Genomic DNA, 14,072 nt, shown 5'->3' on the forward strand with positions numbered 1-14,072 from the left:
TCCTCATCTGGCGGGTCCGCGGAGGCGCCCGATCCGCCATTCGACCTCGCCCCCGTGGCCTGCGACGCCGTCGACCGTCTGATTGCGTCGCGTCTCGAACGCCTCGCGCCAGGGCGTCAGCGAGAAGCCCATTGCGCCTTCGATCACCGCAAAGCGGCCGGAGGCGAGATCGAGCCGGCGCCGATAGACGCCCGACACGGATTCACCCGGTTCAAGGGTCGGTGCGGGCGCGCCGAACTGGGCGGCCAGGCGCGCCTGCGCCGCCGCCAACTCCCGGGCCCGCAGAGTAGCCAACAGGTTCGGTGCGAAGGCGGTCGACCCGCCGCCTGGACTAAGGCCCTGCTGCGCGAGCCGTGCCGCCCGCGCCTCCAGGGCCTCGCGCACCTCCGCGCCAAAGCCATGCTCGGCGATGTCGGATCGGCCTCCGGCCAGCAGTCGTCTATCGAGCCAGGTCGCCCCGTCGGCCTGGATCTGTTCGGAGATCGAAAGGTCGGACCGCACCGCCAGCACGGATCTTCCCCGCGACCCAACGGCGCGCAGTTCGACGACGCCGCCGATCGGGGCGTCGGAGGTGTCGGCCAGCTCTCGAAACACCACATGGTGCGAGCGCCCGTCGATCCCATCGATGACCGCAAAGCCTGAACCGGACAGCTCATCGTCCAGGCCCCGTGCGGCGAGGCGACCCACAAGGCCGACTGGCGGCGCGTCCTCGACGAGGTAGGTCGCCGGGTCGCGCTCACCTCCCGGTCCGCCCAAGGCGTTGTGCAGCCGCGCGATGATGTCGCCCCGACGGCCCAAGGCTCGCAGGGTTGCTTCCGCATCCGGTGCGATACGCCACCGGCCAGGCCGCTCGGCCTCGGCCAAGCCCAAGGCCTGCAGCTTGCGCAGTCGCGTCACGCGGATCTGATGGTCCGCATCGGGCTTGCCCAGCCGAGGCGGCCGCAGGTCCAGTTCCCCCGCGGCGCCGGCGTCGCGGACCAGTCGCCGATCCAGCGCGGTCCACCGCTCGGCGCTCGCCTCGCGCTCGAGCTGACGGCGCACTTCGAGGTCGCTGCGCGGCCCGAGTTCGAGTGTGACCAACTCCGCGGCCCGGGCGCGCAGGCCGTGGGAGATGTAGTCGCGGCTGATTACCAGGTCGCTTCCGTCATCGGCCTTGCCGCGGACCAGGACGTGGATGTGCGGATGACCTGTGTTCCAGTGAGCGACAGCCACCCAGTCGAGCTCGCTCGCGAGGTCGCGCGCCGCCTGCCCCATGAGGTCTCGGGTGAAGGCCTGGAGATCCTCCAGGCGCTCGGCGTCGTCCGGGGACACGATGAAGCGGAAATGGTGCCGGTCGTCAGCGCAGCGCGCGACAAAGGCCTTGGCGTCGGCATCCTGCCCCTGGGCGCCGAACAGGTCGCCCCGTGCCCCGTCCTGTGTGACGCCGTCGCGCTGGAGATAGGCCAGGTGGAGCGCCATCGGCGCCCCGCCGCGGGTGTGACGCACCACACGGGCCTTGATGACGGCGCTGCGGGTGCGCGCGCCCAACCGACTTGCCGCCAAGCTGGAGGCCCGCCCTCGGCCGAAGGCGCCCTTGAGGCTTGAGCGGCCGGGATGCAGACCGCCGGCGCGCGCTGCGGCGGCCAGGGCCTCGCCGACGAAGGTGCGATGACCGCCGGCGCCACGGGACCGCGAGCGACCGGGGCGAAGGATGAAGTCATCGTCGTTCATGGCGCCGCCCTGCGGAGCGAGGTGTCTGAAAGCCTTGGGGGCCAAGGGACGGGCGCAGATGGCAGCCTGCCAACGCCCCACGCACATCGCCGTAGCCAACTGTTTTTACGGTCCTTTTTCTTGCCTCAAACCCAACCCGCCTCGCGCCTTTTATCCTGTCCTCCCCCCTCACCTTCCCTGCACCCCGCTTAAAGACCGCCAAACCTGCGAGGCCGTACGACGCGCCGGGAATCACGAGACCGGTCATGGCGCGTTCGCCCCGTTGGACACGGCGACAAACAAGGATGAGCCCGCTGGCGCCCCGTCCGCCGCGGGGCCGTCCAGGTTTGCAAAAAGCGACCGAGGGGCGAGGTCGAGACGAAGCTCGTGGGGTGGAACTGCGGCCTGAACTTGCGGCGCAAGGATCGCCACATAGTCCCGCGTTTCCTGGGGCAACGGGCGGGTCCCGGCCAGGTACTGAAGATATCGCCCCGGCCCGGCGTTGTAGGCGGCGAGGAAGCCTGGCGCGCCAAACTGCGCGTGGAGCTCCCGCAGATAGGCGGCGCCGGCCATGATGTTGTCGCGGGGATGATAGGGATCTGCGCCCAGGCCGTAGCGCGTGCGCAGTTCGGCATAGGTATCGGGCATGATCTGCATCAGGCCGAGCGCGCCAGCTAATGACCGTGCCCGCGGGTCGTTGGCGCTTTCGGCGCGCATCACAGCGACGATCCAGGGCGCTGGAATTGCAAAACGCTCGGCGGCTTCGGCGACCAGCGCGGCGCGAATCTCGGGCGCCAGATGCTCACCGGCCGCGTAGGCCGGTGGAGGTCCCAGCGTCCCCATCGCGAGTGCGCCGCTCAACAGCCATCGCATGGGGCGCCTGCGCCGACCTTCGCGCCGAACGCCGAGGACTGTAGCGATCCTAGCCGCCACGGCCACGCTCCCGAACCGTCCACAACGGCCTCACCCGGCCCACAATCTGGGACGAGGCCAGGGGGCCGAAGTAGCGACCGTCCAGGGAGCCGACCGCCTCGTTCAGCAGAAGCACCTGCCCAGGCTGCAGACGTTGACACCCCCCTAACACCGGCAGGGAGCGGCCCATCCTGTCGTGCGACGCCGCCACCGCGACCTGGCGGCCGTCGACGCTCACCTGGCCGTGCGTCCAGCACAGGCGCGAGGGCGGCAGGGCCGCCACCCGCTTCACAAGCAGGACACCATGGGGCGCTGCGCCGCGGGTTGAGAGCCAGTCGGCGAGCGGCTTGGGCGGCGTCACCGCCACCAGATCGCCGACAGCGATGCTCCCCGGGTGCGAGCAGAGATAGAGCCCCACAGGCGCGCTGGCCGTCGCATTCCAGACGAGAGCCGGCGGCCAGGCGGCGAGCGCGGGCGCGAGCCCCAGGGCGAGGCCAGCCAGTCCCATCAACAGAATGATCGGACGAGGCCGGCGCCTGGCTTGCGCCGTAACGACAGGTGGCACGGCCTATCCTCCGACGCTCCAGGCCGCCGGCGGCCGCGGCCGGCGCGCGGGGTGGACGACACTCGCGGCGGGGTCGGTGGTGGAGGTGCGCGCACCCCGGTCAGCCCAGGCTTGCAGGTCGCCGACGGCGTAGATCACGCGGCCGCCGATCTTCTTGTAGGTCGGGCCGGTGCCAAAGGTGCGGTGCTTCTCCAAGGTCCGCCCCGAGAGGCCCAGGAACCGAGCCGCCTCGGCGGTGCGCAGCATTCGCGGCGGGATGGGTGTGGATGTGTCTGTCATCTTCTGTCTCCGCGTATTTCCGAGCCGCGACCGGGAGCGGCAGCGCGGCCTCGAAAACCTGGCGGAGAGCGAGTCGGGGGGTTGATGGCGAAATCGCAGGGTCGCGACTCCGCCATCGCTCGGGATCAGCGGATCGGCTGCAATCCCTGGAGATAGTCGCAGGCGCGGGCCGCATGGGCGGCGGCGGTGAAGATGAAGCGGCGATCGCCCTTCAGGACCCGCAGCCAGCTGGCCAGGTAGGCGGCATGGTCCTCGCGTGGCGTGAGGTCCAGCCCGAGGTCGGCGCAGAGGAACGCAGCGCCCAGTTCGGCGACAAGCTCTTCCCGCGCATAGTCCTCATCGCCCCAGCGCCCGCGACCGAAGTCCCGGTCGAGGCGGCTGGGATGCGCGGTCCAATGGACGCATTCGTGAGCCAGGGTCGCGTAGTAGCTCTCCGGGTCCCGGAAGGCCTCGAAGGGTGGCGATTGCACGTGGTCGGCGTGAATCGCGTAGTAGGCGCGCGCACCGCCATGGCGGATGTCTGCGCCCGTGGCGGCGAAGAAGGTTTCGGCGCGGGCGATCCTCGCGTGGGGATCTAACGTCGGCCGGGCGCACGCCTGGCCGCGGTCCGGCAGCCCATCGATCTGTTCGACATTGAACACCGTGTAGGCCTTCAGAAAGGAGATGTGGCGCTCGACGTCCACGCCTTCGGCGTCCGGCTCGGTCCGCGCCAAGCGGTTGGCGTAGACCACGATCGAACCAGTCTCTCCCTTGCGGACATGTCCTCCGAGCGCCAGCGCCTGGCGGAAGGTCATGTGTGGACGGCCCCTGCGTTGCAAGGGGCGTCAGCTGAGATTTCGCTCCGGTCAGGCAGCAGTCATGTGTCCGGCCTGTTTGCGCGGCGCACGTGGCCGCTGGCCCTGATGAAGTCCGCGGACCGGGTCCCAATCATCCAGACGCGCTCGAGGCGCCTAACCTACCGTGGGCTCTCCCGATCCCCGGGTTGACCGGGTCGTCATCACACCATCAGCACTCCTGCAACTTGAGCCGTAATCGCTGACGCGCTCAAAGCGCCCCGGCGACACCCGGCCGATAGACCTCGCCACGCGTGAGGATGGCCCAGGCGATTCGCGCTGCCTTGTTGGCCAGCGCGACGGACACCAGCCGGGCGGGACGTCGCTCGAGCAGCGCCATCGCCCAAGCCTGGCGCGGCCCGCCGCGGGTGCGGGCGTAGCGGATGATCGAAGTGGCGCCGACGACCAGCAGTCGGCGAAGATATCGGTCGCCCATCTTCGAAATCGACCCGAGCCGATCTTTCCCGCCGCTGGAGTTTTGTCTCGGCACGAGTCCGATCCAGGCGGCGAACTGGCGACCCGATTTGAAGTGGCTGGGGTCGGTCACCGTGGCGGCGATCGCTGCGGCTGTGACGGGGCCGACGCCAGGAATCGTGGCCAGGCGCCGTGCCGCGTCATTGGTCTTGGCCCATCCAAAGATGTGCTGCTCCACCTCGCGGATCCGGTCTTTGACCTCCTGAAGCTGCCGCAGCAAAACCTCCAAGGCGCAGAGCATCAGAGCGGGCAGCCGGTCTCGCTCGGCCTCGACGACTTGCAGCAGCTCCGGCACACGCTTCACGCCGGGTGGCGCGATAATGCCAACCTCGGAGAGGTGAGCACGCAGCGCGTTGTAGAGGCTGGTGCGTTGGCGGACGAGTTGATCGCGGATGCGATGGAGCATCAGAACCGACTGCTGTTCAGCACTCTTGAGCGGCACGTAGCGCATCGTCGGTCGACTGACCGCCTCGCAGATCGCTTCGGCGTCGACCGCGTCGTTCTTCCCCCGCTTGACGTAAGGCTTCACATAGCTGGGCGGCATCAGCTTGACCTGGTGGCCCAGGGCCGCGAGTTCGCGCCCCCAGTGGTGCGCTGAGAAGCAAGCCTCCATCCCAACGAGGCATGGATCCAGGCTGCGGAAGAACGGCAGCACTTCGGCGCGGCCCAACTTCTTGCGCACGATCACCTGGCCGTCGGCAGTGACGCCGTGGACCTGGAAGACGTTCTTGCCGAGATCGAAGCCGATGGTCGTGAGCTGCATGGTGGGTCCTCCTGCTCTGTGGCTAGCCCCCTCCGAATTCACATCTGCAGTCGCAGGGGCCGTCCACCCCATCATCCAGGTCGGTTCGATGAAGCCGCGCGCCGCAGCTTCCGACCAGAGCAGGACGACATTGATCCCGTTGTAGGGCTGGCCGTTGTGCCGCAGTGGCCGGCTGACGCTCGAGGTCGCTGTCTTGTTCGACCAGGGTTGGGTCCAGGGGCGAACGCCGCGGTCGAGGTCGGCGACGATGGCGTTGGTGACGCGGGTGTAGAGGTCGGGCCGGGCGTCTGGGCGCACGGCGGAGGTTGGACGGGCCATGACGGCCTCCGATCTTGTGCTGGTTGGGGGAGATGGGCGCCGCCCGCGCGCAGGCGCGGGCGGCGCCAGGGCTCAGTCGGCGGCGCGGCTGCGCGACCAGATCAGGGCGTAGCCGTCCTCGGCGTCGACCAGAGAGGCGTAGATCGGGGCGGCGAAGCTGGGGTCGTCCAGCTTGACGGAGAGGTAGTCCCGGTTCTCACGGCTGGTCTTCTTCCAGGCCGCCCCAAACTCGGTGGCGCCGGCGAAGATGCGGTAGTCCGGGGCCTTGTCGTTCTCCTTCTCGGCGGTCCGGAATTGCGCGGACTTGACGTTGAGGGTGAGGGTCTTGATGGCGCCGCTGATGGAGCCGTCTTCGTGCTTGGTGAAGGTGCCGATGGTGGCCATGGTGGATCTCCTGTTGCTCGGACCGCGCCTGTCGCGGCCTCGATGGCGATCCCCAGGCCGGGGGGCGACCGGCGCCGCAGCCATCTGGCCCGAAGCGTCAGCGCAGGACGCCGACGGGCGGCTTCTTTGCCTCGCGAGGAATGACGTGGCCCAAGGCGCGGCAGGGGAAAGAAGGCGCGCGGCGGCGTTGCGGCGACGGCCGGGGCGCAACGCGCCCGCACCCGCCGGACCGATCACGCCCAGAGAGGCCGCCCTGGCCGGTCCCTCAGCGGACATGGAGGCCTTACGGCGCCCCTCGGCTCTCCCAAGCCTTGTCGGCGCGGACCTGGGCGCCCGGGCCTTGTTCACCTCGCCTCAGTCGCTGCTCGGGGCCGCGCGGGCGGTGGGTGAAGGCGCTCGGATCACGGGATTGGAGGTGATCGATCGGTGGCGAGGCAAGCAGCTCTCGGACAAGCTCGCGGACCGGAGGCGATTCTCATGACGGACACGATCTTCATCGACGGCGCCGCCGACTTCGCCGTCTCGCACCACGACGGTCGCTTCCTGCGTAGCCCTGGCTTGGCCGCCCTCGCCCGCCGCGACGCCGATGGCGGCTATACGGTCCTGCATCGCGAGCGCTGCGAGGCCATCAACCGTCAGATCGGGCCGGGTCATCCGCGCTGGAGTTGGGCCTTGGCCCAGGGCCTGGACACCCTCCGGGTCCATCCGCTGGATCGGCCGCGTCCTAAGCTTGGGACGACCTCGCGCGCCCCGGTTCGCTGGCACGTGGACGCCCTAGGATACGACGATGAAAGTCCGCTTTTGCAATGACGGCTCGTCCCGAATGGTGAGCGCGGACGACTTTCGCCAGATGGCGCTGAGCCTGCCGCGCGCGGTCGAAAAGCAGGTGCTCGGATCCCAGGAGTTTCGCATCCGGGACAAGGCCTCCGCGACGGTCGGCTGGCCCGAGCCTGGCTGGGCGGTGGTGCGCCTGACGCCAAAGGACCAGGCCGCATTCATGGGGAAATCGCCGGCGCTGTCGCCAGAGCCGGGCGGCCGGGGGCGACGCGGCGTGACGCGCGTGCGCCTTGCGGGGTTGGACGCGGGCCTGATGGCGCCTCTCGTCCAGGCGGCGTGGCGGCTGGTCCACGACGCGAGCCAGGCGCGCGCATGACGAGGCCGCCGCCCAACCGGGGTTGGGCGGCGGCTCGCCCTTGGCGCGCCCGTCTATTCCGCCGCCATCACCTCGGCCGCGCTCCCCTCGCCTTCGAGCACGTCCACCGAACCGGCGTCGGCGTCCCGCGATGGCGTGCGCAGAACGCGGGGCAACCACCCCGTCTCCGCCGCCAGAGTCTCGGCCGCAGCCGCCATCTCCGGTTTCTTGAGGCCGACGATGCGTTCGGCCGCCTCGGCGCCCGAGGCTTCACCGACCGCTTCAAGAATGCGGGCCTTGGTCACGCGGGTGAAGTAGGTCGCGCCGGTCGCGCGCCAATCGAGCGACATGTCGAGCCCCAGGCGGACGGCTAGGGCGTCGGCCTGCGCCAGGGCATGGGGCCGGCGTTGCCAGCCCTGCACTGCGTCGAGCGAGAGCCCGACGCAGTGGGCGAAGATCGCCAGCCGGCTGTCGGTGTCCAGGTCGACCACGAACGCCCAGAGGTCTTCGGCCGCTTCGGGCATCTGACGCGCCCAAGTCTCGTGCCGGGAGTTGATCCGCTGGCACGCCGGGCCGTTCTCGATGCCCGCCGCCTCTGCCGAAAGGCCGCGCGAGGCCATCCGGATATCGGCGCAGCTTGCATTGCCGGCGGGGAAGAACACCCGCAGCGCCAGGGCGTGGACCACGGTGAGGAACGCCACCTCCGGCTGCTCGGCCATGGCATCGCGAAGCGATGCGGTGCGGAAGGCGGTGAGTTCGGCCACGAGGCGGTCGGAGAGCGGCGAAAGGCCGTCGTCGTCCTCCTCGGCCTCGGTCTCGCGCTCCGGCGCTGCGACGCCGTCGCCCGCGTCGTCCTCGCCACCTTCGGCCTCGGGTTCCGGCTCGGGCGCGAGGTCTTCGGGCCGGATGAAGCCCCGCTCGATCCGAGCTTGGCCGTCATAGGCGAGGCAGACGAAGAGGCCGCCACGGGCCACCTCGTCGGGGCGATATGCATAGTCCTCGCCCAACGCCTCCAACTCCGCTTCGATCTCCTTCAACCGCGCCTCGACCTCAGGAGGCAGGTCCTCGATGTCGGCGAAGGCTTCGACCTGGGCGTCGTACTCCGCCGAGATCGCCTCGATCCGCGCGATCTCGTCCTCGGTGCGCTCCACCCTGCGCGGATAGGTGCGGGTTAAACCGTGGGCCGACGGGAAGTCCACAGCGGCCTGCGCCCACTTCCAGCCTTCGCGGGCGCGCACGTCGTCGGCCAGCGCGGCCAGCTTCTCGGTGGTCAGCCGTTCCACCAGAACCACGTCGTCCAGCCAGCCGCCGCGATCCTCGGTGAAAAGGTCGCGGGTCAGCGCGCCGCCCGCCTCAAGATAGGCCTCGACGCCGATGAACACCGCCCGGCGGTCGTCTGCGGCAATCTTGCTCTCGGTCAGGGCTTGGCGGATGAAACCCGCCGAGCGGTTGTAGGCGAGGCTCGCATAGACCTGCTCCTGGCGCGCGTGATCCTCCGTGATCGCAAAGGCCATCAGTTGGTCGAGCGTCAGGCCGTCCTCGCGATAGACCCCGATCAACTGCGGCGACACCGCGCCCAGCCGAAGGCGCTGGCGCACCACCTGGGCCGAGACGCCGAACCGGGCGCCGATCTCTTCGGCGCCCCAACCCAGACGGTCGTTGAGGTCGCGGAAGGCCTCGAACTGGTCGGCGGGATGCATGGCCGACCGCGTGACGTTTTCATCGAGGCTGATCTCCTGCGGATCGAATTCGGTGTCGATGACGCAGGCGACGGGGTGAGACGTCTTGATCGACTTGCGCTTTGCCAGCAGGTTGAGGGCGAGGCGGCGCCCTTCTCCGATGGTCACCAGCCAGGAGCCCGTCAGACCGCCGTCCCCGTCGCGTTCGGGCTCGACCACGGGCTTCTGCAGCATCTTCTTGGCGCTGATGCTGGCGGCCAGCGCCTCGATGGCGGCGGCCGTATGCGGAACCTTGCGCACGTTGCGCGGCGATTTCTTCAGCTTGTTGAGGGGGATGTCGATCTCTGTTCCCGAGACGATCTCGATGGGGCTGTCGTTGGTCATGGCGACCTCCTTTGGGTCAGGCTGCATGCGCAAGGCGCGCATGCAGCCCTGCCCGTCGGCGAGACCGGGGGTAGCAGAGGCCAGGGCGGGCGGCCGGAGGGGGATCACCCGACCTGCACAAGCCTGACGGACCTGATCGGCGCCGGCCGTGCCCGGCGCGGAAGGTCGGGGACACCGGCCGCACGGCGGCGCGCCCGCGCCGCCTCACCCTGGCCGCCGCGAGGGGCGGCGCCCCTTCCATGTCCTTTTTCAGTGCTGGGGCGTGAGAACACCCGCTCCGCGCCGAAGGCGCGGAGATTCCGACTGTCGTGGTCCTGCTGTTGGGTCGAGGGCGGGACGGCGAAGGCGACGGTCGATCAGACTTCCATGCGCGGGTTGGGTACCGCATGAACGCTTGTCGTCGCGGGCTGCCTCTCACTAAGCACGGGCGTCAGCCAAGGGCTGGCCCAAGGGGCTCTCGAGGATCACCCTGACCTCCATCCCGCCCCCGGCCCAACAGGCCGGCGGGCGCAGCGCCTCAGGGCGCCGCCGGCTTGACCTGCTGCCCGATCGCCCAGACGAAGCCCGCCAACTCCCGGGCGATCGCCGTCACCACCACAGTCGGCTTCTTCCCCGAATGGGTCAGCTTGCGAAACCGATCGCAAAGACGCACCTGAGCCTTCCAGGCGATGTCGCGCACGGGCTTCGGCAGGCGCACCAGCACTTCCACCTTCTCCTGAGCGACCCGCGGCGGGTAGCGATAACTCCACGCCGCCTCCACCAGCATCCGTCGCGCCTCGCCATTGCCGGTCTTGGTGATGCCGCCGCGGCGGACGTGGTCGCCGCTCGAGTGCTCGGAGGGCACCAGGCCGAGGTAGGCCATCAGCTGGCTGGGGGTCTCGAAGCGGCTGAGGTCGCCAATGCCGGCGATGAAGGTGACGGCCGATATCGTCTCCAGGCCACGAAGCCCCCGCAACGCCTCCACCACCGGCCCCATCGACCAGGACGGGATAAGGCCCGTAATCCGAGCGACCAACTGATCGCGCCGATCCTGGGCGGTGAAGATCGCTTCGACATAGTCCTGGAAGACGATCTGGTGCACTGGCTGCTCGAAGACCTGGGCCGCCAGCCAGACGCGGTGGCGCTGGGTCCAAGGCTTGCCCTTCTCGTAGATCCGGCCGTGCCGCAGCAGGAACGACAGCAACTGCTGGCGCGCCCGCATCAGCGCGCCGACAGCGGCGAGCCGGGCGCGCACCAGGTCGCGCATCGCTTCGTGGACGGGATCTGGCACCCAGACCTGCGTCAGGTCGCCTGAGCGGTGCAGGACCGCCAGCTTCTGGGAGTCCCGTCGATCGGTCTTCACCCGGTCGCCCGGCTTCCTGGGGATCAGCGACGGCGCCACGACCATGCAGCCGTGGCCGAGCTCGGTGAGCTGACGATAGACGCCGTAGCCGCAGCAGCCGGCCTCATAGCAGAACTCCAGCTGGCTGCCGTCCCTCGCCAGCCGCTTCGCTAGCTTGGCGACGTCCGTCGGAGTGTTGCGGATCTCGCCGAGAAACCGGACCGCTCCGTCGCGTCCGTCCTCGGCGGTGCTGACCGCAATGCTGAGCTTGTGAACGTCCAATCCGATGTAGAGCGTGCCCATGTCTCTCCTCCGATGGCGGCATCGGAGGAGGATGCGGCGCTTCGGCTCCGCTATCTCGATAGCAAAAGGACATGCGGACTAAGCTCTGGGTCGGGACGACACCTGCCGGCGGATATGTCAGGTCTGGCGTTTGGCGCGGGTCTCGCAGCGTCGTCAGATCAGGATCAAGGCCGTGGACGTCGCCTACTTCTTGCGGGTCCGGACCGCGTTCATCCGCAGCTACTATGACACCGCCCAGGCCCCTTTCGCAGAGCGCAAGCGTCTGATCGAGAACGACCTGCCGCCGTTCGACGACCCGCCCTACAGCGAAGACGGCGAGCCGCCCTACCTCGTCGAATGGATGGACGCCGACCTGGCGATCCAGATCCTCGGCCGGTCCTGCGTCTCCATCCTGTCGGAGACCCTGAAACTTTACTTCGAGACCTTGATGGCCCGGGTCATCGGCGCACGCCTGACCCGGGAGAGTCAAACCACCCTGAAGTCCCGAGGCTTCGTTCCGGTCTACAAGGACGTGCTCGGCGAAATCCTCAAGACCGATTGGTCGGACACGCCCGTCGACTTCGAGATCATCGAACAGGTCGTTCTGGCCCGCAACCGCAGCCAGCATGGCGAGCACCTGCCGTCCTTGAACGTCACTCACGACGCCCGGACGCTGGCGAAATATCCTCGCCCCTTCTTCGCCACCTCCGAGGAATCCGAGGACGGGCGCCGCGGATTCCTCTCGCCGGAGGTGACCGTCACCCGCGAGACCCTGTTCGCCGCGCTCGACCAGGTGGAGGCCCTGGCCGATTGGGTGGATGGGCGCGGCGAACAGATCTTTCGCTGGCGACGCCAAAATCGGGAGTGAAGGCTGCAAGGAGCGGCCGCCTCGGCCGCGGGACGCGCCGCCGGAGGCGCGGCGGCGGCCTTGGGCCGCCCGCAAGGGTCGGTCCCGTAGGAGCCGCCAGAGGCGGCGGGACCGAGCCCGACCGCCGCGCCTCCCCCAAAAGCCGGAGCCAGGCGCGAGGCGACGCCGTCCATCGCCCGCGTCGCGGCGCTGATCCTGGTCAGGCCCACCTTGCGCCGGTCGCCATGCGGAGGTCCGCGAGGCCGAGTGCGCCTTGCCGGGCATGTCGGACAATCCTAGAACCTGCGGCTCGGGCGCCGGCCATAGGCGCCGACCTGGAGCCGGGGGGCGATGGCACGCCATCGCACGGCAGCGGTCGGTGCTGAAATCACGGGCTCCGCGCTGCGGAGATTCCAACGCCCGACCCCATCTGGACCCGCCGCTTGCATGGTCCATGCATTTGATTCAGTCTTCCCCTGCTGGTGCGAGAGCGCCGGTAGGGGCTTGGAATCCCCTGTGCAGCGTTCACGTCGATAGCCGGCCCTGGCGCCGGAGAGCCTCTACGTCCGCCATCGTCCGGCGGCGCCGATGGGCGCGTGGGTGCGGGCCTTGGCCTGCAGGACATTCCAAGAGCGCGAGGATCAGCGCCTGCCCCGTCTGAGCAAGAGGGAGCGGTCGATGACCCAGGGAAGCGACGTGGACGCGCAGGACAGGGACAGCGAGGGTCCAAGCCTGGACCTGCTCTATCGTCGCCACGCGGCCTGGCTCAAGGCGGTGTTGCGCCGACGCTTCGATCCGCAGCAGGCCGAAGATCTGGTGCAGGAAGCCTATATCCGGCTCTCGCCCTATCAGGCCGAAGGCCGCGTCGAGCGCCCGCAAAGTCTCTTGCTTCGGATCGCCGAAAATCTAGCCTACAATCAGTCAAGAAGCGCCCGGCGAGATCGACGGAAGACGGGACGCCTGGCCGAGGTGACGCGCTGTCATGAGCCTTACACGGACGCAGAGCAGCATGAGGCGCTCCTGTTCAAGCAGGTGGTGGACGGTCTGCCCCAGACGCTGCGAGACACCTTCGTGCTGAGCCGCCACGCCGGAATGACCTATGCGGAAATCAGCGCCCACACGGGAACGCCGATCAAGACGGTCGAGTCCCGGATGGCCAAGGCTCTGGAACTGATCGCCCAGCGGATGCGAGCCTGACGGCGATGAGGACCGTGCCGCTAGATGACCAGCGCGCCGACCGGGAAGCGGCCGAATGGTTCGCGAAGCTGAACACCTTGTCGATCTCGACCCGCGCGCTGGAAGACTTCCAGTCCTGGCGCCGGGTGCCGGGCAACGACGCCGCCTACGAACGCATGGAGGCGCTCTGGCAGGTTGGCGCACGCCTGACAAACACCCCCCAGACCCAGGCGGCGGTCCGCGCCGCACTGGCGCGCGGCGCGCGGCGCAGGCGCCTGTCCCTGCTCTGGAGCCCGAAGACGCGGACCGGCTACGGCATCGCCGCCCTGGCGGCGGGCGCCCTGCTGGCCCTGACGTTCGTGATCGGCCAGGGCGAGGCCTACAGCACCGGCGTCGGCGAGCAGCGACTGGTCACTCTCGACGACGGGACGCGTCTGCGCCTGGATACGGACACGCGCCTGCGGGTGCGCTTCACCGGCGAGGGCCGCGAGATCGAGTTGCGGCGGGGTCAGGCGTTCTTCGACGTGGCGCACGACCCCGCGCGGCCGTTCATCGTCGAGGCTGCGGACACGTCTGTCCGGGCCATCGGGACCCGGTTCGACGTGCGCAAGTCCGGCGAGGCGGTGAAGGTGACCCTGGTTGAGGGTGTTGTTGAGGTCGCCGATCGCCGCGGTGACCGGGCTTGGCGCCTTTCGCCAGGGGAAGGCATCGAGGCCACGTCGCACCCCGCGGCCAAGCCCGCGCCGGTCGATGTGGCGGCGGCCACCAGTTGGACCAGCGGGCGGCTCACCTTCCGCGCGACGCCGCTCGACGAGGCCGTGGCGGAGGTCAACCGCTACAGCCGCGACAAGGTGGTGGTCGACGCCGCCCGTTTCGAGCGCGTGCCGGTGAGCGGGGTCTTCGACGTCGGCGACACCGAGGCCTTCGTCGCCGCGGTCAGCGACCTGTTCGAACTACAGGCGGACCGAGAGCGCAACCAGATCATGCTAAGGCCGCGCCCCTAGACTTCACACGCTTTGCGTGCACGCCGATTC

14 protein-coding genes and 1 pseudogene are annotated in these 14,072 nt (G+C 69.2%); 5 read left to right on the top strand and 10 right to left on the bottom strand.

Annotation, left to right across the window (positions count from 1 at the left end; genetic code table 11):
* Positions 1-3 precede the first annotated feature (3 nt).
* The 8 genes and pseudogenes from Q8M13_RS13770 to Q8M13_RS13805 form a co-directional block, all read right to left on the bottom strand.
* Positions 4-1,710 carry a VirD2 family relaxase/mobilization nuclease gene (locus Q8M13_RS13770; RefSeq protein ID WP_293492773.1) on the bottom strand — a complete coding sequence of 569 codons (1,707 nt, stop codon included), beginning with the start codon at positions 1,708-1,710 and terminating at the stop codon, positions 4-6.
* 243 nt (positions 1,711-1,953) lie between these two features.
* Positions 1,954-2,550: a lytic transglycosylase domain-containing protein gene (locus Q8M13_RS13775; RefSeq protein WP_293492774.1), complete on the bottom strand. Its 597-nt coding sequence runs from the start codon at positions 2,548-2,550 to the stop codon at positions 1,954-1,956.
* 61 nt (positions 2,551-2,611) lie between these two features.
* A complete protein-coding gene (locus tag Q8M13_RS13780) occupies positions 2,612-3,166 on the bottom strand; it encodes a S26 family signal peptidase (RefSeq protein WP_305300516.1) in 555 nt (184 codons plus the stop codon).
* 3 nt (positions 3,167-3,169) lie between these two features.
* Positions 3,170-3,445 (bottom strand): AlpA family transcriptional regulator, encoded by a 276-nt coding sequence (locus tag Q8M13_RS13785; protein ID WP_293492777.1) that lies wholly within the window; start codon positions 3,443-3,445, stop codon positions 3,170-3,172.
* A gap of 125 nt (positions 3,446-3,570) precedes the next feature.
* The gene (locus Q8M13_RS13790) at positions 3,571-4,239 is read right to left on the bottom strand and encodes an ArdC family protein (RefSeq protein WP_293492779.1); all 669 of its coding nucleotides are present in this window, start codon (positions 4,237-4,239) and stop codon (positions 3,571-3,573) included.
* Between the two features lie 250 nt (positions 4,240-4,489).
* Entirely contained in the window at positions 4,490-5,515 is a 1,026-nt protein-coding gene (locus Q8M13_RS13795; protein ID WP_293492882.1) for an IS110 family transposase, read from the bottom strand.
* An 84-nt stretch (positions 5,516-5,599) separates the two neighbouring features.
* Positions 5,600-5,833, bottom strand: a pseudogene (locus Q8M13_RS13800) (ArdC-like ssDNA-binding domain-containing protein); the annotation flags it as partial.
* A gap of 72 nt (positions 5,834-5,905) precedes the next feature.
* On the bottom strand, positions 5,906-6,217 hold the full coding sequence (locus Q8M13_RS13805; protein WP_293492781.1) for a DUF736 domain-containing protein: 312 nt from the start codon (positions 6,215-6,217) through the stop codon (positions 5,906-5,908).
* 477 nt (positions 6,218-6,694) lie between these two features.
* On the opposite strand from Q8M13_RS13805, the gene Q8M13_RS13810 reads away from it, so the two are divergent.
* A complete protein-coding gene (locus Q8M13_RS13810) occupies positions 6,695-7,027 on the top strand; it encodes a hypothetical protein (RefSeq protein WP_305300519.1) in 333 nt (110 codons plus the stop codon).
* Positions 7,005-7,370 (top strand): MmcQ/YjbR family DNA-binding protein, encoded by a 366-nt coding sequence (locus tag Q8M13_RS13815; protein WP_305300520.1) that lies wholly within the window; start codon positions 7,005-7,007, stop codon positions 7,368-7,370. Before Q8M13_RS13810 ends, Q8M13_RS13815 begins: the two co-directional genes overlap by 23 nt.
* A gap of 53 nt (positions 7,371-7,423) precedes the next feature.
* On the opposite strand, the gene Q8M13_RS13820 is transcribed toward Q8M13_RS13815, so the two are convergent.
* Both Q8M13_RS13820 and Q8M13_RS13825 read right to left on the bottom strand, forming a co-directional pair.
* The gene (locus tag Q8M13_RS13820; RefSeq protein WP_305300522.1) at positions 7,424-9,412 is read right to left on the bottom strand and encodes a ParB N-terminal domain-containing protein; all 1,989 of its coding nucleotides are present in this window, start codon (positions 9,410-9,412) and stop codon (positions 7,424-7,426) included.
* Between the two features lie 517 nt (positions 9,413-9,929).
* Positions 9,930-11,036, bottom strand: a complete 1,107-nt coding sequence (locus Q8M13_RS13825) for an IS110 family transposase (protein ID WP_305300523.1) — start codon at positions 11,034-11,036, stop codon at positions 9,930-9,932.
* 172 nt (positions 11,037-11,208) lie between these two features.
* On the opposite strand from Q8M13_RS13825, the gene Q8M13_RS13830 reads away from it, so the two are divergent.
* The 3 genes from Q8M13_RS13830 (at position 11,209) to Q8M13_RS13840 (ending at position 14,042) form a co-directional block, all read left to right on the top strand.
* Entirely contained in the window at positions 11,209-11,883 is a 675-nt protein-coding gene (locus Q8M13_RS13830) for a hypothetical protein (RefSeq protein ID WP_305300524.1), read from the top strand.
* A 657-nt stretch (positions 11,884-12,540) separates the two neighbouring features.
* Positions 12,541-13,059, top strand: a complete 519-nt coding sequence (locus Q8M13_RS13835) for an RNA polymerase sigma factor (RefSeq protein ID WP_305300525.1) — start codon at positions 12,541-12,543, stop codon at positions 13,057-13,059.
* A 14-nt stretch (positions 13,060-13,073) separates the two neighbouring features.
* Positions 13,074-14,042 (top strand): FecR domain-containing protein, encoded by a 969-nt coding sequence (locus Q8M13_RS13840; RefSeq protein ID WP_305300527.1) that lies wholly within the window; start codon positions 13,074-13,076, stop codon positions 14,040-14,042.
* The last annotated feature ends 30 nt before the right edge of the window (positions 14,043-14,072 follow it).

Source organism: Phenylobacterium sp. (assembly GCF_030681155.1).
Classification (GTDB): domain Bacteria; phylum Pseudomonadota; class Alphaproteobacteria; order Caulobacterales; family Caulobacteraceae; genus Phenylobacterium.

Coding starts and splice junctions, on each gene's coding strand:
- Q8M13_RS13770 (WP_293492773.1), bottom strand. CDS start 1,710: ATGAACGACGATGACTTCATCCTTCGCCCCGGTCGCTCGCGGTCCCGT.
- Q8M13_RS13785 (WP_293492777.1), bottom strand. CDS start 3,445: ATGACAGACACATCCACACCCATCCCGCCGCGAATGCTGCGCACCGCC.
- Q8M13_RS13790 (WP_293492779.1), bottom strand. CDS start 4,239: ATGACCTTCCGCCAGGCGCTGGCGCTCGGAGGACATGTCCGCAAGGGA.
- Q8M13_RS13795 (WP_293492882.1), bottom strand. CDS start 5,515: ATGCAGCTCACGACCATCGGCTTCGATCTCGGCAAGAACGTCTTCCAG.
- Q8M13_RS13805 (WP_293492781.1), bottom strand. CDS start 6,217: ATGGCCACCATCGGCACCTTCACCAAGCACGAAGACGGCTCCATCAGC.
- Q8M13_RS13810 (WP_305300519.1), top strand. CDS start 6,695: ATGACGGACACGATCTTCATCGACGGCGCCGCCGACTTCGCCGTCTCG.
- Q8M13_RS13815 (WP_305300520.1), top strand. CDS start 7,005: ATGAAAGTCCGCTTTTGCAATGACGGCTCGTCCCGAATGGTGAGCGCG.
- Q8M13_RS13820 (WP_305300522.1), bottom strand. CDS start 9,412: ATGACCAACGACAGCCCCATCGAGATCGTCTCGGGAACAGAGATCGAC.
- Q8M13_RS13825 (WP_305300523.1), bottom strand. CDS start 11,036: ATGGGCACGCTCTACATCGGATTGGACGTTCACAAGCTCAGCATTGCG.
- Q8M13_RS13835 (WP_305300525.1), top strand. CDS start 12,541: ATGACCCAGGGAAGCGACGTGGACGCGCAGGACAGGGACAGCGAGGGT.